We start from the raw sequence: 25,643 nt of genomic DNA on the forward strand, positions 1-25,643 counted from the left end.
GAGAAGGATGAGCAACACGGGGAAAAAACGTCTGTCTTTCCTAGATCGATATCTAACCCTATGGATTTTTCTTGCGATGGCAGTAGGGATTGGAGTTGGATATCTATCACCTGGATTCGTTGATGGAATGAATAGTTTACAGGTAGGAACAACGTCTATTCCACTTGGGATTGGCTTAATTTTAATGATGTACCCACCGCTCGCTAAGGTTCGCTACGAAGAGATGGGGCGCGTTTTTAAAGATGTAAAAGTATTGGTATTATCACTGGTACAAAACTGGATTATTGGTCCTGTTTTAATGTTTGCTTTGGCTGTTATATTCTTACCAGATAAGCCAGAATATATGGTGGGCTTAATCATGATAGGTTTAGCTCGTTGTATTGCGATGGTTATCGTATGGAATGACTTAGCGAAAGGTGATACAGAATATGCGGCAGGATTAGTAGCATTTAACTCTGTATTCCAAATGTTATTTTTCTCAGTATACGCTTATGTGTTTGTAACAGTTATTCCAGAATGGTTAGGAATTGAAGGTGCTGTTGTAGATATAACAATGGCAGAGGTTGCAAAATCAGTGTTTATATATTTAGGAATTCCATTCATCGCAGGAATGCTAACACGCTTGATTTTTGTAAAAACGAAAGGACGAGAATGGTATGAAAAAGTATTCATTCCAAAGATTAGTCCAATTACTTTAATTGCATTACTATTTACAATCATTGTGATGTTCTCTCTAAAAGGAGAAGTGATTGTTAGCGTACCATTTGATGTTGTACGTATTGCAATTCCATTACTCATTTATTTTGTAATCATGTTTTTTATCTCTTTCTTTATGGGCAAAAAAATCGGTGCAAGTTACGGGGTATCAACAACATTAGCGTTTACGGCTGGAAGTAATAACTTTGAATTAGCGATTGCAGTAGCTGTAGGTGTATTTGGAATTCAGTCAGGTGCAGCGTTTGCAGCAGTTATCGGACCTTTAGTCGAGGTTCCAGTTATGATAGCACTTGTAAATGTAGCACTTTGGTTCCAGCGTAAATACTTTCAAACACAACCCAAATAAATATTCATAATAAAGGTGGAATTATCATGGAAAACAAGAAAACAATTTACTTTTTATGCACAGGAAACTCATGTCGTAGCCAAATGGCAGAAGCTTGGGGTAAAAAATATTTAGGTGACAAATGGAACGTACTTTCTGCTGGTATTGAGGCACACGGAGTAAATCCGAATGCAGTTAAAGCAATGAAAGAAGTAGACATTGATATTACGGATCAAACATCTGATATCATTGACCATGATATTTTAGACAAAGCAGATTTAGTTGTAACACTTTGTGGTCACGCAAATGATGTATGTCCGACAACACCACCACATGTAAAACGAGTTCACTGGGGATTTGATGATCCAGCTGGTCAAGAGTGGTCTGTATTCCAAAAAGTTCGCGATGAGATTGGTGGACGTATTAAAAAGTATGCCGAAACAGGAGAATAATTGAAAACAAAATAAGCCGAGAATCTTCTCGGCTTATTTTATAAAGAAGGGGAGAAATCAGAGATGAAAAAGATTGAAATTTTTGATCCTGCAATGTGTTGTTCTACTGGGGTTTGTGGACCAAGTGTTGATCCGGAATTAATTCGTATTTCAGTTGCTGTTAACAACTTGAAGAATAAAGGAATTGATGTGACCCGTTATAATTTGGCAAGTGAACCAGATGCATTTGCCAATAATGTTGTTATCAGTCAACTATTAACAGATAAAGGACCAGACGTATTGCCTGTAACCTTGGTAGATGGAAAAGTAGTAAAAGAAAAAAGTCACCTGACAAATGAAGAACTTACACAGTTAACAGATATAACAGAAGAAGAGTTGAGTCAAAAGCCAGTCGTACGTTTAAAGTTAAACGTGAAAAAATAGAGAAAGAAGTGAAAGGCAATGACAAACTTATATAACCCAAACACAATAGCATTCACACCATTTTTATTCTTTACTGGTAAAGGCGGAGTAGGAAAAACATCTACTGCATGTGCAACAGCTATTACGTTAGCTGATATGGGGAAACAAGTTTTATTAATAAGTACTGACCCAGCTTCTAATTTACAAGATGTGTTCGAAATAGAACTTACGAATAAACCGAAAGAAATTCCAAGTGTTCCAAATCTACAAGTAGCAAACTTAGATCCTGAAACAGCAGCTTATGAATATAAAGAACGTGTTGTTGGTCCATACCGTGGAAAGCTCCCTGATGCTGTTATTGCAACGATGGAAGAGCAATTATCTGGAGCTTGCACAGTAGAAATGGCCGCATTTGATGAATTCTCTACGTTACTTACAAATAAAGAATTAACATCGAAATTCGATCACATTATATTTGATACAGCGCCAACCGGTCATACGTTACGTCTTCTTCAACTTCCTACGGCTTGGAGTGGTTTCCTAGAAGAGAGTACGCATGGAGCTTCTTGTTTAGGACCATTAGCAGGCCTTGGTGATAAAAAAGAGTTATATAGTCAAACGGTTCAGGCACTATCTAATCCGAATCAAACAATGTTATTGCTAGTCACACGACCAGATAGTTCTCCATTACAAGAAGCGGAGCGAGCAGCTCATGAATTAAAAGAAATTGGTGTTAGTAATCAATTTCTACTTGTAAATGGGATCTTGAAAAACTATTTACAAAATGATGATATCTCAAATGCATTATTTAAGAGACAATCACACGCGTTAGAAATCATGGCAGAAGAATTAAAAAATGTGCCTACTTATGAAATTCCATTAGTACCGTTTAATGTTACTGGGATAGAGAATATGAGAAGACTGGTTCAACCAATGGCAAATCTCTCAGTTCCACATGAAGAAGCAAATACCGTCTCTCTTCCTTCACTTCAGACATTGATTACTAATCTTTCAGAGTCAGGAAAACGAGTGATTTTTACAATGGGAAAAGGTGGTGTCGGAAAAACTACTGTAGCTTCAGGAATTGCAGTTGGTCTGGCCGAAAAAGGACACCATGTACACTTAACTACAACTGATCCCGCAGCACATATTGATTATGTCATGCATGGAGAACAAGGGAATATTACGATAAGTCGAATTGATCCAAAAGTAGAAGTTGAAAACTATCGTAAGGAAGTCATAGAGCAAGCAAAAGATACAGTTAATGAAGAAGGTTTAGCATACTTAGAAGAGGACTTACGTTCTCCTTGTACAGAGGAAATTGCAGTTTTCCGTGCTTTAGCGGACATTGTTGAGAGAGCTAATGATGAAATTGTGGTAATTGATACAGCACCAACAGGTCATACATTATTGTTACTGGATGCGGCACAAACGTATCATAAGGAAATTGCACGCTCTTCCGGTGAAGTGCCTCAGTCTGTGAAAAACTTATTACCACGTCTTCGTAATCCAGAAGAAACAAGTGTTGTAATTGTAACGCTAGCAGAAGCGACACCAGTTCATGAAGCAAGTCGTTTACAAGAAGACTTAAAACGTGCGGATATTACTCCAAAATGGTGGGTTATCAATCAAAGTTTTTATGCAACACATACAATTGATCCAGTGTTAAAGGGTAGAGCGCATTCTGAGGTACAGTGGATTCAAGCGGTTCAAAGAGAGTCACAAAACAACTGTGTGATTATCCCTTGGCAATCAGAAGATATTGTAGGATATGAGAAACTTAAAGAGTTAGTAAAATAAAAAATTCGAGTAGTTACTGTGAAGGGGAGAAATAGGAATGAATATTACAGATAAAGCAAAAGAGTTTATTCAAAATGCTATGAAAGAAAACAGTGTTTCAACACTACGTTTTACATTTGAGGGCGCTGGGTGCTGTGGCCCAAGCTACGGTGTTACTTTAGCAGAGGCACTAGAAAATGATTTAAAAGAAACAGTAAATGGGATTGAGATTGCAATAGATCCTCAAGTAGTAGACATGGTTAATACGCTTACTTTGGATTACGTAGAAGACCAACAAGGTGCAGGTCTTGTCATCAGTGGCGGATCTAATTGCTGCTAAATAATGATTGAAGGAGACTAACAAACATGACTAACTATCACGAACTCGTAAAAGGAAAAGTATATATTGGTGGAGTAGAGGCTATACAAGAAGCTGTACAAATGCATGGAATTACTGAGGTGTTTGATTTACGTGCTGGAGGAAAAGAACCAGAAGAATTTCCAACTGAGACTACGCGTCATTCATATCCAATTGTAGAAGGTGCAGAAGGACAGGATGAATCGGTAAGAAATGCAATTGAAGCAGTTAAAGAAGCTGTGGAACAGGGGAAAACAGTATACTTCCACTGTTCAGGTGGGCGTAATCGTACAGGTACTGTTGCAACGGGCTTATTGTTAGAATTAGGTCATGCTTCTAATGTTAAAGATGCGGAACAACAAGTAAAGGCAGTTCGCTCAATTATTGCAATAAAGCCAGAGTTAAAACAAGTATTAATAAACTTATATCAATAATAAAAATAGAAGGCATTCGTAAGCTTAAACATACGGATGCCTTCTATTTTTATTAAGTAATAGCTTTGCTCAATAGAGTTTTCAGAATAAATGTTTCAATATTTAGTATATTGTTAATCCTAGTAAAAACTGTTACTGCGAGAGGACGATTTAATAATGAAGAGAGGAAGAATATGGACATGGGAAAAGATGGGGAAATGGATTAATGAAGGTAGAGGATTAGGGGAAGGTTCAGAATATCTCCCTTGGATAACAGTAAATGACTTCCCATCAAACGGTATTGTATCTAGGGAGTTGGGGGTTAAAACAAAAAGAATGCACCATTTTTTTATCTCGTCTTGAGTATAACTATTTTTTACTGTTAGATTACTCAAAGCATGTTATTGATATTCGGGAGCAGTATCCACTACTTGATTTAGAATTAGCAATGGAGATTGCAAAGGAAAAGAAGATTAAATATCCAACAGATAGTAGAAGTAGTACACCTTATATCATGAGTACAGATTTTATAATCACTATAAATGAAAATAATTGTGAAAAAATAATTGCAAGGACAGTAAAATCCTCAAATGAATTAGAAAAAAAGCGCGTTCAGGAGAAATTTGAAATTGAACGTTGTTATTGGGAACAAAAAAATATAGATTGGGGTATTATAACCGAACGAGATGTACCTCTTCCTTTTGTTAATAATTTAAAAAGAATTAGAAATGCAAATATAGTTATGAGTTGTCCTATGTTAACTAAAGAAATGATTCACCTACTAGAGAAATTTGTTGTTTATCTAAATGAATCTACTGTATATCTTGAAAAATCTTTAGAAGTCTTTACAAGAGAAAACCTTTTAAAGAATGGAACAGCACTAACATTTTTTAACTTTTTAGTTTTTCACCATGTTATTAAGATTAACTTACAACAAGATTTTAAAATACATTGGTTAGGTAGAGAAGATTTTTATGTAGATAGAGAGGCCTTCTATGAACATTTTATATCATAATATGATTTTAGAAGAAGATAAAATTTACTATAGAGTTTTATGGGTAGATTATAAACAAGAAGTCATGTACATTTTTGCTTTGAATGATAGCAAAGCCCTTCCTATCAAGAGGAATGTACTTGATATTATAAGTGATATTCAAAATAACATGGTTAGAATAAGTTTATCTGATCCTTATTATAAGTTATATATGGAAGAGGAGTTAAATGTATTACAAAGGGAACGCATAGAGAAAAATTGGGACTTAATTCAACAGTTACTATCAGAAGAGAATATTCCGGCTATATTTGACAGACAGGCAAGAGGTAGAATTTTAAAGCCATATATTGAGCAAGGATACACAAAGCCAACTCTATATAAGTTATTAAGAATGTATTGGAAAAATGGTCAAAATAAAGGAGCAATAGTTGATAATTATAAAAATTGTGGTGGAAAAGGAAAGGAAAAGATCCTTGGGCTCATAAAAGTTGGTAGACCAAAAAAAGATAAAGATATTCATGGGGAAGGAATAAATATAACACAGCAAGTAAAAAAACTAATCGTTAATGCGTTTCAAAAATACTATATGAATCAAAAAGAAAACTCCCTCCGTTATACATATGAAAGGTTTTTAGCGGAAAATTTTATGGTCAAGATAAAATTTGGTGGAGGGACTGTATTGAATTTTAAAGAAAATGCAAATCCTCCTTCGTATGCTCAATTTGCTTATTGGGCAAAAAAATTAACTAGTTCACATAAGGTATCAATAAAACGTTTAGGGGAAAAAGAACATAATTTAACTCAAAGAGCTATCCTAGGAAAATCAAATGATTATGTTTATGGACCAGGTAGTTTATATCAAATTGATTCTACAATCGCAGACGTCTATGTTGTATCTTCGAATAATTATAATGCGATAATAGGACGACCAACTTTATATCTTGTAGTTGACGTATTTAGCAGAATGATAGTTGGTTTTCATGTAGATACCAGATCGGCTTCACTAGAAATGGCCAGATTAGCACTTTATTGTGCAGTTAGCGATAAAGTAGAGTATTGTGGAAATCTGGGAATTTCAATTGAGCCAGGTGAATGGATAGCATCTAATTTGCCAGCAGCATTATTAGCCGACCGAGGAGAATTAATGGGAAAAGAAGCCCAAAAGCTAGCTGATTGAATTAATATTCGTCTTGAAAATACCCCTCCATATAGAGCTGATTTGAAAGGTATTGTAGAGCGTGCATTGGGGCTTCTTCAACAGAATGCTAAACCATTATTACCAGGATACGTTGAAAAAAATTTTGGGAAACGGGGGGCACCAGATTACCGTCTAAAGGCAGTTCTTACAATTCAAGATATTCGTAAAATCATTATTGAATATATAAGAATGCATAATCAGAAAATCCTTGAACACTATGAATTAAGTGAAGCGATGTTAAGAGATCAAGTAATTCCTACTCCAAATAATATTTGGAATTGGGGAATTGAAAAGTGCTCAGGTGTCTTAGGGACATTTCCAAAGGAAGAACTAAAATTTGCATTTATGTCAGTAGATGTAGGAAGGGTTTCTGGTGCAGGGATTAGATATAAAAACATGAGATATACGTGTACAAAAGCAATACAAGAACATTGGTTTGAAAAAGCTAGAAATAAAGGATGGAAAATTAAGTTACTTTTTGATCCGAGGAATATGACGTTTATTTATATTAAAGATGAAAATGAGGGCGACTACATAGTTTGTGAAATGGACAGGACTAGCGCGTATTATGGTAAAAGTTTAAGTGAAATAGAATATCTACAAAACACAGAAAGAGAATTAAAGCAGGTTAAGATAAAAGAGGATTTAGAAAGAAAATTGACTTATCAGTCTAGGGTGGAAGAGGTTGTTGCTGATGCAGGGCAACGAACAAAAAGTATTATACCGATATTTGAAGAAAGTAATACGGCAAAAATAAAAAATATTAGAGAAAGAAGAACAGAAGATAACTTTGAACGTCAACCACAAGAGGCATTTTTAATTGAAAATAGAGAAGAAAAGGGCGAGAAATTACATAAAAAAACATTATCCTTAGGATGTGAACAAGAAGAGGCGGAATTAAATGAATATGAGGTAGAACAACTAAAACTATATGAAAAGTTAATGGAGAAGGAGGGGAACTATGAGGAAGAAAATGGTTAATCATATCTGCATAGAAGAAAATTGCTTTCACCCTAAGGCGGTATACTTGCCTCAACAAGTCAAGGAGTATGAAGGAAACCCATTCTTAGAGACTTTGCCTCCTATACTGAGTATGGAAAGCCTTTACAAATCGTTAGCGGTTTATCCACATTTTAACAAAGGGGAAAGGTTACACCCCAAAGAGTTACGTTGCCATTATGTAATGCGTTTAAACAGTTTTTTTCAGCCATATGGTAGACAGATTTCTCTTTATAATCTTTTTGATAGAGCTCTTAGACAAGGGTATTTATATAGAAATCCTATGAATAAAGAAGAAAAATTATTGCTCAGGCAAATATACGATAATTTACAAAAAGGTGAAATGCCTTTAACAAATAGTGATGAAGTACCTGGAGAAGGCTTTATGATAATTGGAACTTCAGGTATTGGAAAATCAAGAAGTTTAAGCAGATTGCTCTCTACTTATCCGCAGGTAATTCAACATACAGAATATAAAAATCAACCGTTTATTAGAAAGCAAGTTGTTTATTTAAAAATAGATTGTTCTCATGATGGTACACTGAAAGGTTTAATAGGAGCATTTTTTAAAAAACTCGACAGTGTATTAGGAACGCAATATACACAAGAAATATTTAAGTCGCGTGTTACTGTTTCTAAACTTATTGTAGCTATGCAAAGTCATATAGTACAACATGGTATTGGAGTATTGATTGTGGATGAAATTCAACATCTAAGTATAGCTAAAAGTCAAGGTGAAGAAGTAATGCTGAATTTCTTTGTTACTTTAAATAATACATGCAAAATCCCAATCATATTTATTGGGACACCCAAAACAGAAGTGTTGTATAAAAGAGCATTGAGACAGATCCGGAGAATGTGTGGCCAAGGAGATTTAATTTGGATGCATCATAGAGAAACAGATAGAGAATGGGAGTTGTTGTTAAAAGGGTTATGGCGCTATCAATGGAACCGAGAGTATACAGAGTTGACTCCTGAATTAAGTAAAGTAATGTATGAGTACAGCCAAGGAATTATTGCAATTGCAGTCAAGTTATTTATGCTTGTACAAATGGAAACCATGAAAAAGAAAAAGGAAGTCATAACACCTACTATTATTAAACGAGTTTCTGAAAATTATTTAAAGTCACTACAACCAGTTCTTAAAGCGATGAAAACGGGGAAAAAATCTAATATGGCAAGGTATGAAGATATAGTATTGAGTACACTAGATGATACACTAGATTCTGGATTGAACGAAGCAACTAGCGTAGTCAATGTGAACTATTTTTTAGAGAAGCAAGAAGCCCTGTGTAGTCAAAATTCTAAAGATGACTTAGATATAAGAATTATTCAAAAATTGCAAAATATGGAAATAAACTACGAAGTTGCTAAAGTTTCTGTTGAAAAAGTATTAGAGGAATATGGAGAAAAGAAAAGCTTTAAATTTTTATTGCAGCAATCAGCATCGCTGGCTTTAACATATGGATTAGAAGAAAACATACAGAATGAAAAAATTTAATTAAAGCAAAAAATTAATTTTGGATCAAAGTTAAAACTTATGTATTGAATAACTTTTAAAGAATTGAACATAAATTCTCAATTATTAAGTGTAGGATACAACTAATTTGTAAATGAGTTAACAAGAAAAAGTTTGAAAGTGCTATTAGAAAGGAGTTATTATGATTTGTTATTTTCCAACTCCATACGAAAATGAGTTATTTTATAGTATTATAGCTCGTTATCATTATCACTCTGGACATAAATCTAAACGTGAAACGCTACTAAGATTATTGGGAAGTAATGCAAAAAAATTTGATGTTGATATTCCTAATGGAATTGATTTAATCGCGGAAAAACTAAAAGATGTATCTAAGGGTCTAACTGCAGACTATTTTATAGAAAAACATTCTATATTACCTTTCTTCCGCCAATTCATGGAAGTGGATAATTATCATAATGTTCTACTTAAGGTCAAGGGACAGGATAAATCTTTATATTCAACGCGTGTAATTCGAGAACTTGCTGACGATGTAAAGAGAAAAGAACACTTATATTATTGTAAACAATGTTTGAAAGATCAATTTGAAACGTATGGAGAAGGTTTCTGGAATAGATTTCATCAGGTGTCAGGGGTGTTAGTTTGCACAAAGCATAAAGTTTGTTTAACCAAGCTCCCTAGAAATAATCTCAAAAAGGAATTTAATAAATTTATTATGCCTAATATCAATGATGTGGATTCAAATGTAGAAGAAATACAGGTCAGTGACAAATCATTTGAAATTTTACTAGATATTGCTAAGGATATTGAGTATTTGTTTAGTGAGAATTTAACAGTTCACCCACATCAGCATTATTATGATAAATATATGGAACTTTTAAAAATTCATGGGCTTGGTCATCCAATAGCTAAGAGAAAATATTTGTTAGCAGAAAAGATATTAGATTTTTATCCCAAAGAAATTTTAGATTTATTTAATTCATATTTAAGTCCTGATAATCCTTTATCGTGGGTGCGATATATTACAGAGAAGCATAGGATTAGATATTTACATCCAGTAAGGCACATATTGATAATGCGTTTGTTATGCGGTAGTGTAAGAGAATTTTATGAAAATGATTACATTTATCAACCGTTTGGTTCAGGTCCGTGGATATGTATGAATCCTTTGGCAGACCATTATTTAGAAGAGTGTGTAGAAACTTTAGAAACTGATACGCACATGGCTTATAGGAGATTACAAGGTGATTTTACATGTAATTGTGGATTTAAATATAGATTGATTTTACCTGAACAAACACCTCTAGAGATTACTAAATTCTCTTTACGTATAATTGAAAGAGGGAATATATGGAACAATGAATTCCAAAAATTATTATCTCGAAATATATCTGTCAGAGAAATTAGTCGCATTACAAAGATGAGCTGTCAGACAGTGAGGAGTATAAAAAAACAAATGGTTAGTGGTAAACAAAATATAAATAATCGACCCACGGGAAGAATTAAGGAACTTTCCAATGAAGAGAAAACCCAAAAGTATAAAGAAGAGTGGGAAATTATTTTTACCCAGAATCCTAACCTCAAGCGTACTCAACTAAAAGCTTTAAACCGAGCGGCATTCTCCTGGATACAAAAGCATGATAAGTCATGGTTGGAGAAACATTTGCCACCTATGAGATGGAAGCAGAGAAATAGTAATCAGTACTATATAAAAATGGACAATAAATTATTGCAGGCCGCTCAAGGGGTTATCTCAGACTGGGCTGTATTTGAGAGCGAAAAGGGGGCATTACAGAAAATCACAAAAAACGCTCTTTTGACTCAAATAGGAATATCTATTGATTTATTAATAAGAAAAGGGGATAATTATCCGTTATTTAGAGAATATGTAGATTCTGTTATAGAAACCAAGGGGGACTTTCAGAAAAGAAGGATTAAATATTTATTAGATAATAAATTCAGTGCCCAAATGGTTACTGTTCCTAAGATAAAAGAATTGGCGAGTCTTTATTATAGAGTAAAGCCAGAAGTTGAAAATTATCTAGAAGAAGAAGTTGAATCTCATAATAAGCTACATCAAGGTTTTTAATAAACATGAACCGATGTAATTGAATTAAAAGAGACTGTTCTATAAGAAATAGTGGTAAAATAACTTGAAATTAATGTGATTTTATCCAAAAGAGATGTAAAAACATACAAAAAATATTTAAATCCGAAAAGGACATTTGATTAATAAAAATAGATACAAAGTTAATTTAGGCTCAGTTAAGTTACTTGTTAAGATGAGGAAATCCACAAATTCTTAAATATAGTCGTATGTCTATTTATCTCATTATTAATGCAGAAATGAATCGAAAAATTAAATGCATGCATTACCTAATATCGTACAATCAAGACTTTTAACTAACAGTATGTGATGATAAAATATAAGTATAAAGTTTTTTATAATGTGAATTTTTAAAAAAGTTCTTTACTTAAGTTACTTTTTTAGTTGAATGTTGCTATGTAGTTAAAGATAAAAAAGTTCTTTACTAATTCATAAATGAGCTGATTATGCTACTTGTTAGTAAAGAACTTTTTTATGTAACGACAGAGAGTTGTCAGCTAATAAAAAGTTCTTTACTAGGTAAAAAGGTTCTGTAGCAAGATGGAGTGCTTTTTTTCGTATATCTTGCGTCAAGACAATTTAAGCCATTCAGAATAAGAATAACTATACAAAGGTTTTATTTGGGGAATTAATGTTCACGAATTAAAAAGGTATTTAACAAATAATAAAGCCATTTAAAAAATAATAAAATAGCATTGCACGTTGATTCTAATATAAAACAACGTGTGATATGAAGTATAACTTTGCATAAAATGCAGATGTATGCTTTCTTTTTGTTGTACAAAGATATGTTTCATCAAAGTTTGCTAATTCAAATTATGATTATAAAAAAGCTGGAGGATTTTTTATAAGAAATCCTTTAGCTTAATAAATAACCGTGTATTTAAAATTAAGTTACATTTATTTTTTTATGTGAGCTAATACTTATTATTAAGTGAACTTTTATTGCGAGAATAACAAAAATAAATAATTAGTCCTACAGCTATCAAAGAACTGAGTTTGACTCATCTGTAATATCTTGTTCCTCTGGTACTTTGGGAAAGCAAACAAAGCACGGTGAAGGCTGGATACAGGAACACTTATCCCTATGTTGAAACGGATGGAGACTGCAAAGTTAATTCACCGAAAGCTCAGTAGCATGCGTTGAATTATGCTTGTCAATGCATGGCTTCGTGATTAAACGAATATATCCAAACAAGTCAGAGCATTGAGTGCCGTGACTTTTTTATCATTATTATATTGTGTATTTTTGGATTAAACGCTATAATTATAGTGTTAAAGATGGAATCGTGATATGACCTGTTATGAATCTATCATTTTACTTATGAATAAATGGATTGGTATTTTAGCAAGATGTGCTAATAAACTACTCCACCATGATGATAGCGTACCTATTAATTCGGTGCGTATATTTTCGTGGTGGAGTTTTTTTTATTCTCAAAAAGGGGGAAAGACCATGAATGACAGCATGGTTCATATTACAATTGACGGCAAAGAATATAGTGCTAAGCCCGGTTCAACTATATTAGGCATCATTAATGAGAACGGGATTGAACATCCACAAATCTGTTATGTGCCTGAAGTGGATCCTATTCAAACATGTGATACTTGTATTGTAGAAGTTGATGGGAAACTTGTGCGATCCTGCTCGGCAGTAGCAACGGATGGTATGAATATTGAGTTGTCCTCTATTAGTGCAAAGGCAGCACAAACGGAGGCGATGGATCGCTTATTAGAAAATCATTTACTTTATTGTACGGTCTGTGACAACAATAACGGGAACTGCAAATTGCATAATACGGCAGAATTAATGGAAATTGAGCATCAAAAATATCCTTACGAGCCAAAAGTAGATACAAGTGAGGTTGATATGTCTCATCCATTTTATCGCTATGATCCTAATCAGTGTATTGCGTGCGGTCAATGTGTAGAGGTGTGTCAAAACTTACAAGTAAATGAAACGTTATCTATTGATTGGGAAGCGGAACGTCCTCGTGTTATTTGGGATGATGGAGTGGATATTAACGATTCTTCATGTGTTAGCTGCGGTCAATGTGTAACTATTTGCCCTTGTAATGCTTTGATGGAAAAATCGATGCTTGGTGAAGCTGGATTTATGACTGGGCTGAAGTCGGACATACTTGAGCCTATGGTTGATCTTATAAAAGAAGTGGAACCTGGATACAGTGGTATTTTCGCTATATCAGAAGTAGAAGCTGCGATGCGTGAAACTCGTACGAAGAAAACGAAAACAGTATGTACGTTTTGTGGTGTAGGGTGCTCATTCGAAGTGTGGACGAAGGGACGTAAAATTCTTAAAGTCCAACCAACTTCTGAAGCGCCGGTTAATGCAATTTCTACTTGCGTAAAAGGAAAATTTGGTTGGGATTTTGTAAATTCTGAAGAACGACTCACTAAGCCTTTAATTCGTAAAAATGGAACATTTGTTGAATCAACTTGGGAAGAAGCACTTGAATTAGTGGCAAATAAATTAGGATCTATTAAACAAGAGTACGGCAGTGGTTCTGTAGGTTTTATTTCTTCTTCTAAAATTACGAATGAAGACAACTATGTTATTCAAAAATTAGCTCGACAAGTATTCGAAACGAACAACATTGATAACTGCTCTCGTTATTGTCAATCACCAGCAACAGATGGGTTATTCCGTACGATTGGTATGGGCGGAGATGCCGGAACGATTAAAGATATTGCACAATCAGGTCTTGTTATTATCGTTGGTTCAAATCCAACAGAAGGCCACCCAGTTTTAGCTACTCGTGTGAAACGTGCGCATAAACTTCACGGTCAAAAACTAATTGTTGCAGATCTTCGTAAAACCGAAATGGCAGAGCGTTCAGATATCTTTATTAGTCCAAAGCAAGGAACAGATCAAGTATGGTTAATGGCTGTTACGAAATATATGATTGATCAAGGTTGGCATGATCAACAGTTCATCGACGAGAATGTAAACTTCTTTGAAGACTTCAAAGATAGTCTTGCAGAATATACGCTTGAATATGCAGAAGAGATTACAGGCATTTCAAAAGAAACTCTCGTTAGAATGGCAGAAATGATTCGTGACGCAGATGGTACTTGTATTCTTTGGGGAATGGGTGTAACGCAAAATACGGGTGGTTCAGATACTTCCGCTGCGATTTCAAATTTACTTCTTGCAACAGGAAATTATCGTCGCCCAGGTGCTGGTGCGTATCCGCTACGAGGTCATAACAACGTACAAGGTGCTTGTGATATGGGAACTCTCCCAGGCTGGCTTCCAGGATATCAGCACGTTACTGACGATGTAGAACGTGCGAAATTTGAAATAGCTTACGGGGTGAAAATTGATAACAAACCAGGTCTTAATAACATTGAAATGCTTCACGCAATTGAAGAAGAGAAAATGAAAGCAATGTATCTAGTTGGGGAGGATATGGCCCTTGTAGACTCTAACGCAAATCATGTACATGAAGTTTTATCAAGTCTTGAATTCTTTGTCGTTCAAGATGTTTTCCTTTCTAAAACTGCTCAATACGCCGATGTAGTGTTACCAGCAGCACCATCTCTTGAAAAAGAAGGTACTTTCACAAATACAGAGCGTCGTGTACAAAGATTATATCAAGTTCTTCCAACGCTAGGTGATGCGAAACCAGATTGGTGGATCGTACAAGCGATTGCAAATAAATTAGGCGCAAATTGGAACTATAGTCATCCAAGTGAAATCTTTGCTGAAATGGCAAGTTTATCGCCACTTTTCGCACAAGCAAACTATGAAGTACTTGAAGGCTGGAATAGTTTCCATTGGGGAAGCTTTGAAGGAACGAATACGCCGCTTCTTTTCCAAGATGGATTTAACTTCCCAGACAAAAAAGCTCGTTTTGCGCTAGCTGATTGGGTACGTCCTGCTGAATTCCCAGCGGAATATGATCTTCACATTAATAATGGTCGTATGCTTGAACATTTCCATGAAGGTAATATGACAAATAAATCAACTGGTATTCAAACGAAAGTGCCTGGTGTATTCGTTGAAGTTTCTCCAGAACTTGCAAAAGAACGTGGAGTTAAAACTGGTTCGTTAGTGCGCCTTGTTTCTCCTTTTGGAGCACTTAAATTACGTGCACTTGTAACGGATCGCGTAAAAGAAAATGAGCTTTATTTACCGATGAACTCAACTGATAAAGAATCGGCGATTAATTTCTTAACTGGTCCGGCGGTCGATCAACGTACGAATACACCTGCATATAAACAAACGAAGGTTCGTATGGAAGTATTACAAGTAGAAGGTGAAAATCCGATGCCAAAAGCGAATCCACGTAACAAAAAGCGTCATCCTCAAAATGGGATTGAGGTAAATCGTAAGTGGGCTCGTCCAGGATACGTACATTTAACGGATAACTAGGGAGGAGAAAAGAATATGGCAGCACCTATTAAGGCGATCCAGAAGCAGGGGCTAACTGAGGAAGAACAAAAGCAACAAAAGCTAGAATGTTTAAAAGAACTTCTAGCTAATAATGAAGAAGCTTTAAATCAAATGTTTAATATTGTAGGTGAACTGAATGATATTGGGATGTTGGAAGCTGCAAATTCTATGCTTAAAGCGAAAGAACCAATTGCAAAAATTGTTTTAGGACAAGTCACTCGTGAACCAGTTACAAATTTAATTAATAATATGATGGGCGCTGCAGGAGCTTTAACAGAGCTTAATCCGGAACTTACTAAAAAGCTTGTAGGTAGTGTATTAACAGGCATGGATGAAGGTAATCAGCATCTGCAAAGTAATAAAAAAGTAGGAATACTGGACCTTATGAAGGTACTTAAGGATCCGGATATTAACCGTGCTATCGGATTCGGTCTTCATTTCTTAAAAGGTATGGGTAAAGGGTTAAAAGACGAATAGGTAAGCAACAATAATATTATTTCATATGTTGTATGCATGTTTGAAATAATGCCAAAAGATGAGCCTTTTCGTTTAATTATTTGAGTGAATAATTTAGACGAAAAGGTCATTTTGTTACAATGTTTATGATGAAGTAGTATTCGGAAAATTAATATTGATTAACTGGGAGGAATGAGAGTATGTCAAAAATGGTGCATGAATTTAATGATATGATACGAAAGCTTCGAAAAGATTTGTTCGGAAAGGGACCAGAACGAATTCATACTGTATTTGCTGAGAATATGGCTATTGCCACACTTTATGGAAATTTGACACCTACTGAGAAATTCATTTCGGGAACTATGGATGGTGCGGAAATGGTTCATATGGCTCGAACGAAAATGATTCAGGAGGTTTATGCTGTCAATTCTCGTGAACATTTGGAGGAACTTGTTGGGGCAAAATTAGTTCATCTGTTTTCGGATATGAAAGTGGAAGAAGATATTGCAGTTTCAGTCTTTGTCTTTGATAAAAATATAACGTGAGAGAAGGATACTGATCGTGAAATCGATACAGGTGGAACGGGGGATTTTCCGTTATGAACAAGGGGAATTTAAACAAATAGAGGACAGCATTGTAACAGAGTTTCCAGTGACGGTTAAAATTAACGGACAGGAATTTGTTACAATGGTTAGTACTCCAGAGTATATTGAAGATATGGTAATAGGCTTTTTAGCCTCTGAAGGTATAATCCGAAAGTATGAAGATATTGATGAAATATGGGTACAGGAGAAAGAAGGATATGTACATGTAAAAACGACAAAAATCAATCCTTATTATCGTGATATCCAAAATAAGCGTTATATCACTTCATGCTGTGGAATGAGTAGGCAAGGATTTGTTTTCGCAAACGATGCGCTGACTGCGAAGAAGATGAATGATATTCGCGTAAAGATCACTACTCAGGATTGTTTTCGATTAATGAATGATATGCAGCAATCTGCGGCTACTTTTCAACATACAGGCGGCGTTCATAATGCAGCTTTATGCGATGTGAATGGGATTATTTTAAGCCGAATGGATATAGGAAGACATAATGCTTTAGATAAAATTTACGGCTATTGTTTAAAAAATAACATTTCTATTGGTGATAAAATTATTGTTTTTAGTGGCCGTATATCTTCTGAAATTCTATTAAAAGTTGCGAAAATTGGCTGTGAAATAATATTGTCAAAATCCGCTCCAACTGAGTTTGCATTGCAGCTAGCAGAAGAATTGGGGATTACTACAATAGGTTTCATTCGGAATCAATCTTTAAATGTATATACTCATCCAGAGCGGGTTGTAAATATTAAATAAAACTTGTACGGAATTATAAAATATGTAGAAGCGAGGCAATAAACATGAAATCCGTCACATTAGACAAATTGCACCGTCCTTTAAAGGATTTACGTATTTCTGTTACCGATCGCTGTAATTTTCGCTGTCGATATTGTATGCCAGAGGAAATATTTGGTCGTGATTATTCTTTTTTGTCTAATGATAAAATTTTATCTTTTGATGAAATTGAAAGGATAGCGCGTATTTTCGTTTCTTTAGGTGTAAGAAAGTTGCGTATTACTGGGGGAGAGCCTTTACTTCGGAAAAACCTTTCTGAATTAATCGAGCGACTTAACAAGATTGATGGAGTAGAGGATATTGGTTTAACTACAAATGGATCACTACTTAAGAAGTTTGCTCCGGATTTATATAAGGCGGGTTTATCGCGTGTGACAGTTAGTTTAGATTCTTTAGACGAAGAGCGTTTCTCTTATTTAAATGGGAATAGAAGTAAAGTAAAAACGGTTCTTGCAGGAATACAGGATGCAGCGGAAGTCGGGATGAAAATTAAAATGAACATGGTTGTTCAAAAAGGAAAAAATGAACAAGACATCGTTCAGATGGCGCAATACTTTAAAGAGAATAAGCATATTCTTCGGTTTATTGAATATATGGATGTCGGAAATTTTAACGGCTGGGAATTAGGCGAGGTAGTCTCTAAACAAGAAATATTAGAGATGATTCATAAAGTTATGCCGCTTGAACGAATTGAAGCGAACTATCCTGGTGAAGTTGCTACTCGCTATCGTTATATCGGTAGCGATGAGGAAATAGGAATTATTTCATCTGTAACAGATTCTTTTTGTTCATCATGTACAAGAGCTCGTATTTCTGCAGAAGGAAAATTATATACTTGTTTGTTTGCTTCTAAAGGAAACGATCTTAGAGAATTACTTCGCTCTGGATATACCGATGAGGAGATTACTGATGTTATTCGTGACATTTGGAATAATCGTTCAGATCGCTATTCAGATGAACGGCTAAGTAATACAAATAAAAAAGCATTGCCGAAAATTGAAATGTCGCATATTGGTGGTTGAGAAATCACTATGAAAGAAGGCTGTTCGTAGCTTCTTTTTGTTAAAGTAAGTAGTGGAAAGTGTGCAAGTTTTGCAGATTTTCTATTTTATAGTAAAAGTGATGATTGATATCTCTGTAAGAGAAATGCAGGGAGATTAAGCAGCATTCAAAAATCCTTATTATGTTAAGGGTTTTTGAAGCTGCTTTTTTAATTGGGAAAATGGAGGAATTGGTTATGTCATTTCATAAACCGGAACAAATCGCTGAGCTTGTGATTGAATCCGGTGTTCAAAAGGTAAGGCAATCGCTATCCGCAATGCTTATTCTTGGATTTTTAGGAGGAGCATTCATTTCGTTAGGATTTTTGCTTAATATTCGCGTTCTAGGCAATGTACCTCAGCAATGGGGAAGTTTAGTAAATTTTATAGGAGGAGCGGTTTTTCCTATAGGTCTTATGCTCGTAGTCTTAGCAGGAGGAGAATTAATTACGGGAAACATGATGTCACTGTCCATGGCACTTTATGCACGAAAAATTTCATTGAAAAATGTGTTGAATAACTGGGTTTGGATAACTTTAACTAACTTTGTTGGTGCACTTTTCGTAGCTTATTGTTTCGGCCACCTTGGCGGGCTAACAGAGGGGGCGTATTTAAATAAAACGATCTCGATAGCTCAAGATAAGTTACATGAATCGTTTGGGAGAACGTTAATTTTAGCAATTGGTTGTAACTGGCTCGTTTGCCTTGCGATTTGGTTAGCTTATGGAACGAACGATTTGATTGGAAAGATTGTTGGAATTTGGATTCCGATTATGGCCTTTGTAGTAATTGGATTTCAGCAAGTAGTAGCAAATATGTTTGTTATTTCAGCAGTTATTTTTGCTGGTCATCTTACGTGGATGGATCTTGCTAAAAACTTTGTTCCTGTCTTTATCGGAAATGTAATTGGTGGAGCTGGATTTGTTGGGTTTGCTTATTTTTCTTGTTATCAGAAACAAAGTGCTACAGAGAAAGATGTATTGAGAAAATGATCGAATATGAAGCATGTTTTTTAAATTAAATGATGAGTATGTACATGAAAGGAAGGCTATCTAATGATAGAGCGGTATTCACGTCAACAGTTGTTCACTCCTATTGGAAGTAAAGGACAAGAGAAGATTAGAAATAAGCATGTGTTGATTGTGGGGGCAGGTGCATTAGGAAGTGCAAGTGCAGAAGCGTTTGTTCGTGCAGGTATTGGAAAGTTAACGATTATTGATCGTGATTACGTAGAATGGAGTAATTTACAGCGACAACAGCTTTATGTTGAACAAGATGCGATAGAAAAATTACCAAAAGCAATTGCAGCTCAAAATCGGTTGAAACAAATCAATTCAGAGGTACAGATTAATGCTTTCGTGATGGATGCAAGAATAGAAAATATGGAAGCTTTGTTAGGCGATGTCGATATAATCATTGATGCAACAGATAATTTTGATATTCGATTTGTGATAAATGACCTATCACAAAAATATGATATTCCGTGGATTTATGGTTCTTGTGTCGGGGGGTATGGTATGAGCTATACGATTATTCCAAAGAAAACACCGTGCTTACATTGTGTACTTAAAAGTGTTCCAGTTACAGGAGCGACGTGTGACACAGTTGGAATTATTAGTCCCGCTGTCCAAATAGTGGCAGCGTATCAAGTGGCAGAAGCATTCAAAATTTTAGTGGAAGATTTCGCAGCAATTAGAAAAACCTTTTTAATGTTTGATATATGGAGTAATCAACATCATTCCATCAAACTAGAAAAAATAAAAACAGACAATTGTCCTTCGTGCGGAACGCATAGGATTTATCCTTATTTATCTTATGAAAATCAAACGAAGACAGTTGTTTTATGCGGAAGAAATACGATTCAAATTAGACCGATGCATAATAGTTGTTACAATTTTGACCAGTTAGAAAAACAACTAAAAAAACACGGGAAAGTAGATCGAAACCCGTATTTGCTATCTTGCCAACTAGAGGATTATCGTGTGGTCATTTTCCAAGATAGTCGTGTATTTATTCACGGGACAAATGAAATTCAAAAAGCGAAACAAATATACTATCGTTTATTAGGATAACAGAAGGAGTGAGGGGAATGATGGAAAAAAGAATACCGATTACAGTTGGAGAGGCTGTCCATAAAGTAATGGAATTTGCCAATCGTGGTTTAAAAGAACTACTGCCACTTGAACTAGCTTATGGGCGTACATTAGCAGAGGATTTAGTAGCTGATCATGATGTTCCTTCCTTTGATCGCTCACCATATGATGGATTTGCTATTAGGGCAGAAGATACTGCCTGGGCAAGTTATGAGAATCCAATTTTGTTCGAAGTAATTGGCGAAATTGGGGCAGGTTCCATATTTCCTCAAGAGGTAGGTCAATTTCAAGCAGTTCGAATCATGACGGGGGCACAAATTCCAAAAGGATGTAATGCAGTTGTGATGCTGGAACTGACCCGTCAATATGAGGATGTCGGTAAAGCCTATATGGAAGTGAAACGCTCATTCAAAAAAGGAGAAAATATTTCCTTTCAAGGTGAAGATACACGTAAAGGAACAATTCTTGCGAAGAGAGGTTCTTACATTAATCCAGGTATTTCAGCTCTCCTTGCTACATTTGGTTACAGCGAAGTGCCAGTTGCAAAAAAGCCTGTAGTTGGAGTATTGGCGACTGGGAGTGAGCTTCTTGATGTAAATGAATTACTACAACCTGGGAAAATTCGAAATAGTAATACGTACATGATATTGTCCCAAATTCGAAGAGCAGGGGGAAGAGTGAAATACTTTGGTAAGTTTAGTGACGATTTTGATACGTGCCACGCAGCCGTAAAAGAAGCGTTAAGTCAAGTGGATATGTTAATCACAACCGGTGGTGTTTCGGTAGGGGATTATGATTATTTGCCAGCTATATACGAAAAATTAGGGGCATCGGTTCTTTTTAACAAAGTTGCAATGCGGCCAGGTAGCGTTACGACCGTAGCACAATTAAATAAAAAACTATTATTTGGGTTATCAGGTAATCCTTCTGCTTGTTATGTAGGCTTTGAGTTATTCGTAAGACCTAGCATTCGTACCTATATGTTTAGTGAAAAGCCACATTTAAAAAAAGAAAAAGCATTACTAGGAGAAGATTTTTTAAAACCTAATCCATTTACAAGATTTGTACGAGCAAAGCTCAAATATAACGAAGGACAAGTAATCGCCTATCCATCAGGGTTTGATAAGTCTAGTGCGGTTTCTTCATTAGCTGAATCAAACGCTTTTATCCTACTCCCAGGCGGTACAAGAGGATATAAGAAAGGGATGTTCGTAGATGTTCTCTTATTAGAAGATAATCAAGGCAGTGAATGGCCTTGGATCGATATTATTCCATCCTATAAAGTGAAACTTTAATCAGTGGGGGATGGCCCCCACTGATTATTAGTTGAACCAATCAGGCTTTTACGGGCAGTTGATCTCCCACCTAACCTTTTTGTTTTCGCTGAGTTTTGAGGTGGAGTCTTACTGCACGCAAATAGCGGGATAAATAATAGAGCTTTAAAACAAGAGGAGGATCATGTTGATGGGACAAGTATTATTTGAAATTGTAGATACTCCTATTTTAGTCGAAGAAGTAACGAATAAGGTAGCAAGAAGAGAAGCGGGTGCTATTACAACCTTTATTGGAACAGTAAGAGAATTGACAAAGGGAAAAAGAACTTTGCATTTAGAGTATGAAGCGTATAAACCAATGGCAATAAAAATGCTTACTCAAATTGGTGAAGAAATTAAGAAGAATTGGCCGGGTGCAAAGATAGCAATTACACATCGAGTGGGACGACTAGAAATAATGGATATTGCAGTTGTAATTGCAGTGTCGTCGCCGCATCGTAAAGTTTCCTATGAAGCGAATGAATACGCAATTGAACGCATAAAACAAATCGTCCCAATTTGGAAAAAAGAATTTTGGGAAGATGGAACAAAGTGGATTGGAGATCAGCTCGAAAATACGCCGTACCTGGAAGGGGAACCAAAGAAGGAAGAGTGAGAAGATGATTACAATTTTATTGTTCGCAAATTTGCGAGAGGAAGTCGGCTCAGACCAATTAGTAATAATAGAAAAACAAAAGATTAGTGTTCATCAATTAAAAGAATGGCTTAAAGATAGTTATTATTTACAATCGTTGGATAGAGTCATGGTGGCTATCAATGAAGAATTTGTAACTGACGAACATATTGTAAAATCCGGAGATAACGTTGCGTTTATCCCACCTGTAAGTGGAGGATAATGTTGTTTGTACTAAAAATTATCAAATAAAAATGAAAAGGACTGAGATTTATGCTTACTCATGAACAAATTATGAAAGTTCTAAGCCATGTTCAGGATCCAGAGTTGCACAAAAGTATTGTGGAATTAAACATGGTAAGAAATATTCAAATTGATGGCACACATATTTACCTTGAAGTTATTTTAACGATTCAAGGTTGTCCATTAAAGGCAAAAATTCAACAAGATATTGAAGACTCTCTTCGGAACATTGGAGCCTCTAAGGTGTCTTTGACTTTCGGCTCCATGACACCGGAAGAACGAGCTGTATTAACAGAAACTTTAAAGAAAAATTCTAGAACGGAAACCGGCATGCCTAGTATATTGCGACCGGATTCAGGTGTACGTTTTATTGCTGTGACAAGTGGAAAAGGTGGAGTCGGAAAATCAACTGTGACGATTAACCTTGCTACTGCTTTAGCCCGTATGGGGAAAAAGGTTGGGATTTTAGATGCAGATATATATGGATTCAGTATCCCTGCTATGATGGAAGCTAATCAAAAGCCAATAATGATAGATCAGACAGCGATTCCGGTCGTTAGCCACGACGTTAAAATTATGTCAATGGGATTTTTTACAGAGGGTAATAACCCAGTTATGTGGCGAGGGCCAATGTTAAACAAATGGATTCAAAATTTCATTGCCAATACTCATTGGGGAGAATTAGATTATCTTCTTCTTGATTTGCCTCCTGGTACAGGAGATGTCGCGATTGATGTGGCTGCGATGATTCCTCATGCGAAGGAAATTATAGTTACGACTCCTCATAGTGTAGCTTCGTTTGTTGCTTCCAGAGTAGGCGTAATGGCAAAGTATACAAAACACGATATTTTAGGTATCGTTGAGAATATGGCATATTATGAGGAACAAGATGGTTCAAGGAATTATCTCTTTGGGAAAGGTGGCGGCGAAATGTTAGCAGAACAACTGCAAACAGAAGTGATGGCACAAATACCTTTTGCAAAGCCTGAAGAAAATAAAGGTTCGTCCGTATATGACGAAGATTCGCTTGTTGGAGAGATGTTTACATCTTTAGCTCAAGATCTTATCTACAAATGGAAATTAAATATCAACATAGTAAAAGAACGGAACTTTTAAAAGAGAGAGATATAAGGAGGGATTTTAATAGAATGTGTAATATAGATCATTCTTTTGAAGATGTAATCAATAAACTTGAAACGCAGCAATGTTTTTTATCCGAATTTTTGGTTAAAGACTTACATGAATTTCTAAAAAGCAATCATTCACAGAAAATATTAAATGAAATATTTCACCTTTTAAAAAAGTACGACCTAGCAGCTAAAGAAGAACATGAGAAAAGAAATGAAAAATTAATGTTACTTATAAGTTAATTAATAGAATTTCCAGCAGTATTTAACTTGTGTTTTCTTTAGTTAGCTTTTCGGAAAGGGTGAATCTTATGGATATCAAAAAGTAAAAGATAAAAAAATTTTTACTAAATGAGTTATTATAAAATGCATGAAAAAAGCATGACAGCGAAATGTCATGCTTTTCTTGTTAGGCAACAAATGAGGGTAGAAGAAACGTGGCAAAGTCAAATTTGAATATATACTGTCCTCATTTCAAAACTTCACATCATTAAGGATGCGAGGTTTTTTCGTTTGAAATATTTCACTCAGAGGGAATTATAAATGAGAATAGACGCAATGATTTAAAAGAAAATAATGGATAAATTATTTGTCTCAATTCCTATCAAACTAATACTAAAAACCTTATCGAATTAAAATAAGGAACTTTGTTCTGGTACAAAAAACAGTTAGGTTTTTAAAGTTTCAAAATTTATATTGAAACTTGTAAGTTTTAGAAGTATCATATACATATTCAAACATTTGAAGATGTATATGATGATTTTTCAAATTAAGGATAAATAACGGAGGCGTTTGAATGGGAAACGAAATGCAACAATTTAAAGCTGATTTTTTTAAAGCCTTATCACATCCTTTGCGAATAGGTATTCTTGAATTATTATCAGAGGGCGAAAAAAGCGTAAATGAAATGCAAACGATTCTTAATAAAGAAGGTTCAGCTGTTTCTCAACAACTTAGTGTACTACGCTCAAAGAACATTGTTGTTGGTACGAAAGACGGAAAACGAGTTTTATATTCCTTGCGAGATCCTATGATTGTGGATTTACTGGTAGTTGCTAAGAAAATTTTTAACAACCATTTAATCGATACAATTTCAATGTTAGAAGAGTTGGATGAAACAGAACGTGAAGTGATGAGTAAGGAGGATTAGATTGAGTATTGAAGTTAAGAAAGAGGATATTATTCAATACGGAATGGAACTATTTCGCTCAATAGGAGCTCATCACGTTTGTAAAGTTTGTATTGAAAGTGGGAATTCTTGTTGTTTTTTATGCGAACATTTGCAAGAAGGAGTAGGATGTCAAAAGAGAAATACAGCTTGCACAGCTTGGCTATGTGGGATGCAATGTTTTTTATTTGATCAAATCGGAATATTGGACGAGTGGAATCGTTTCTGGAATGAAGTTCCAGGACAAATGTTTCGTAGAGATATTACCCCAGATATAGTAAAGGTTACATCGTTTATAAATATGAAAAAATTAAATAATCGAGATGGATTACTTTTAGCAGAAAGGTTAAAATCCTACATGCAAGAAGGTGGAGACATAGGGAAATTAGAACGACATTTAAGCAAAACGTATAGCCAATACTAGGCTGATATTTTCTTGTAACGGGATAAAGAACTCTTGTACAAAAGTATGAAACATACATTTAGGATTCAAATTTATCAAAAGAAAATATTCTTTCAGAAGAAATTAG

25 protein-coding genes are annotated in these 25,643 nt (G+C 35.1%); all 25 read left to right on the top strand.

All coding sequences use genetic code 11. The annotated features are described in order from the left end of the window. Positions 1 to 7 precede the first annotated feature (7 nt). Entirely contained in the window at positions 8 to 1,063 is a 1,056-nt protein-coding gene (arsB, locus tag ORL93_RS16145) for an ACR3 family arsenite efflux transporter (RefSeq protein ID WP_265959226.1), read from the top strand. A 26-nt stretch (positions 1,064 to 1,089) separates the two neighbouring features. Further along, entirely contained in the window at positions 1,090 to 1,494 is a 405-nt protein-coding gene (arsC, locus tag ORL93_RS16150) for an arsenate reductase (thioredoxin) (RefSeq protein WP_265959228.1), read from the top strand. Between the two features lie 63 nt (positions 1,495 to 1,557). Beyond that, complete coding sequence (arsD, locus tag ORL93_RS16155; protein WP_070184279.1) at positions 1,558 to 1,917, top strand: arsenite efflux transporter metallochaperone ArsD; 360 nt, start codon at positions 1,558 to 1,560, stop codon at positions 1,915 to 1,917. Between the two features lie 18 nt (positions 1,918 to 1,935). Next, the gene (gene arsA / locus ORL93_RS16160; protein WP_265959230.1) at positions 1,936 to 3,696 is read left to right on the top strand and encodes an arsenical pump-driving ATPase; all 1,761 of its coding nucleotides are present in this window, start codon (positions 1,936 to 1,938) and stop codon (positions 3,694 to 3,696) included. Between the two features lie 37 nt (positions 3,697 to 3,733). Beyond that, positions 3,734 to 4,015 carry a HesB/IscA family protein gene (locus tag ORL93_RS16165; RefSeq protein WP_265959231.1) on the top strand — a complete coding sequence of 94 codons (282 nt, stop codon included), beginning with the start codon at positions 3,734 to 3,736 and terminating at the stop codon, positions 4,013 to 4,015. Between the two features lie 26 nt (positions 4,016 to 4,041). Continuing rightward, positions 4,042 to 4,467, top strand: a complete 426-nt coding sequence (locus ORL93_RS16170) for a protein-tyrosine phosphatase family protein (RefSeq protein ID WP_265959232.1) — start codon at positions 4,042 to 4,044, stop codon at positions 4,465 to 4,467. A 259-nt stretch (positions 4,468 to 4,726) separates the two neighbouring features. Next, positions 4,727 to 5,461: a TnsA endonuclease N-terminal domain-containing protein gene (locus tag ORL93_RS16175; RefSeq protein ID WP_265959233.1), complete on the top strand. Its 735-nt coding sequence runs from the start codon at positions 4,727 to 4,729 to the stop codon at positions 5,459 to 5,461. Position 5,462: 1 nt separating this feature from the next. Next, positions 5,463 to 6,617 (top strand): hypothetical protein, encoded by a 1,155-nt coding sequence (locus ORL93_RS16180; protein ID WP_265959234.1) that lies wholly within the window; start codon positions 5,463 to 5,465, stop codon positions 6,615 to 6,617. Positions 6,618 to 6,659: 42 nt separating this feature from the next. Continuing rightward, complete coding sequence (locus ORL93_RS16185; protein ID WP_265959235.1) at positions 6,660 to 7,619, top strand: Mu transposase C-terminal domain-containing protein; 960 nt, start codon at positions 6,660 to 6,662, stop codon at positions 7,617 to 7,619. After that, positions 7,600 to 9,138 (top strand): ATP-binding protein, encoded by a 1,539-nt coding sequence (locus ORL93_RS16190; RefSeq protein ID WP_265959236.1) that lies wholly within the window; start codon positions 7,600 to 7,602, stop codon positions 9,136 to 9,138. The genes ORL93_RS16185 and ORL93_RS16190 overlap by 20 nt, the downstream gene beginning before the upstream one ends. 160 nt (positions 9,139 to 9,298) lie before the next feature. Continuing rightward, positions 9,299 to 11,206, top strand: a complete 1,908-nt coding sequence (locus tag ORL93_RS16195; protein ID WP_265959237.1) for a TnsD family Tn7-like transposition protein — start codon at positions 9,299 to 9,301, stop codon at positions 11,204 to 11,206. A 1,474-nt stretch (positions 11,207 to 12,680) separates the two neighbouring features. Continuing rightward, entirely contained in the window at positions 12,681 to 15,620 is a 2,940-nt protein-coding gene (gene fdhF / locus ORL93_RS16200; protein ID WP_097794116.1) for a formate dehydrogenase subunit alpha, read from the top strand. A 15-nt stretch (positions 15,621 to 15,635) separates the two neighbouring features. After that, positions 15,636 to 16,118: a helical membrane plugin domain-containing protein gene (locus tag ORL93_RS16205; RefSeq protein ID WP_097794115.1), complete on the top strand. Its 483-nt coding sequence runs from the start codon at positions 15,636 to 15,638 to the stop codon at positions 16,116 to 16,118. A gap of 179 nt (positions 16,119 to 16,297) precedes the next feature. After that, entirely contained in the window at positions 16,298 to 16,642 is a 345-nt protein-coding gene (locus tag ORL93_RS16210; RefSeq protein WP_000041501.1) for a Na-translocating system protein MpsC family protein, read from the top strand. 16 nt (positions 16,643 to 16,658) lie between these two features. After that, positions 16,659 to 17,456: a formate dehydrogenase accessory sulfurtransferase FdhD gene (gene fdhD, locus ORL93_RS16215; protein WP_265959239.1), complete on the top strand. Its 798-nt coding sequence runs from the start codon at positions 16,659 to 16,661 to the stop codon at positions 17,454 to 17,456. A gap of 44 nt (positions 17,457 to 17,500) precedes the next feature. Further along, positions 17,501 to 18,517, top strand: coding sequence for a GTP 3',8-cyclase MoaA (gene moaA, locus ORL93_RS16220; protein WP_265959240.1), 1,017 nt, complete (start codon positions 17,501 to 17,503; stop codon positions 18,515 to 18,517). Positions 18,518 to 18,732: 215 nt separating this feature from the next. Beyond that, positions 18,733 to 19,527: a formate channel gene (locus ORL93_RS16225; RefSeq protein WP_265959241.1), complete on the top strand. Its 795-nt coding sequence runs from the start codon at positions 18,733 to 18,735 to the stop codon at positions 19,525 to 19,527. Positions 19,528 to 19,590: 63 nt separating this feature from the next. Further along, a complete protein-coding gene (locus ORL93_RS16230) occupies positions 19,591 to 20,607 on the top strand; it encodes a molybdopterin-synthase adenylyltransferase MoeB (protein WP_097794112.1) in 1,017 nt (338 codons plus the stop codon). 20 nt (positions 20,608 to 20,627) lie between these two features. After that, positions 20,628 to 21,923, top strand: a complete 1,296-nt coding sequence (locus ORL93_RS16235) for a molybdopterin molybdotransferase MoeA (protein ID WP_265959298.1) — start codon at positions 20,628 to 20,630, stop codon at positions 21,921 to 21,923. A gap of 169 nt (positions 21,924 to 22,092) precedes the next feature. Next, positions 22,093 to 22,557: a molybdenum cofactor biosynthesis protein MoaE gene (locus ORL93_RS16240; protein ID WP_097794111.1), complete on the top strand. Its 465-nt coding sequence runs from the start codon at positions 22,093 to 22,095 to the stop codon at positions 22,555 to 22,557. Between the two features lie 4 nt (positions 22,558 to 22,561). Next, a complete protein-coding gene (gene moaD, locus ORL93_RS16245) occupies positions 22,562 to 22,798 on the top strand; it encodes a molybdopterin converting factor subunit 1 (protein WP_097794110.1) in 237 nt (78 codons plus the stop codon). Positions 22,799 to 22,848: 50 nt separating this feature from the next. Then, positions 22,849 to 23,934 carry a P-loop NTPase gene (locus tag ORL93_RS16250; RefSeq protein WP_097794109.1) on the top strand — a complete coding sequence of 362 codons (1,086 nt, stop codon included), beginning with the start codon at positions 22,849 to 22,851 and terminating at the stop codon, positions 23,932 to 23,934. A 32-nt stretch (positions 23,935 to 23,966) separates the two neighbouring features. Next, a complete protein-coding gene (locus tag ORL93_RS16255) occupies positions 23,967 to 24,188 on the top strand; it encodes a group-specific protein (RefSeq protein WP_097794108.1) in 222 nt (73 codons plus the stop codon). Positions 24,189 to 24,741: 553 nt separating this feature from the next. Beyond that, a complete protein-coding gene (locus ORL93_RS16260) occupies positions 24,742 to 25,095 on the top strand; it encodes an ArsR/SmtB family transcription factor (protein WP_003196899.1) in 354 nt (117 codons plus the stop codon). Between the two features lies 1 nt (position 25,096). Beyond that, positions 25,097 to 25,537: a DNA mismatch repair protein gene (locus tag ORL93_RS16265; RefSeq protein ID WP_097794107.1), complete on the top strand. Its 441-nt coding sequence runs from the start codon at positions 25,097 to 25,099 to the stop codon at positions 25,535 to 25,537. The last annotated feature ends 106 nt before the right edge of the window (positions 25,538 to 25,643 follow it).

Source organism: Bacillus sp. DHT2 (assembly GCF_026241455.1).
GTDB classification, from domain to species: domain Bacteria; phylum Bacillota; class Bacilli; order Bacillales; family Bacillaceae_G; genus Bacillus_A; species Bacillus_A pseudomycoides.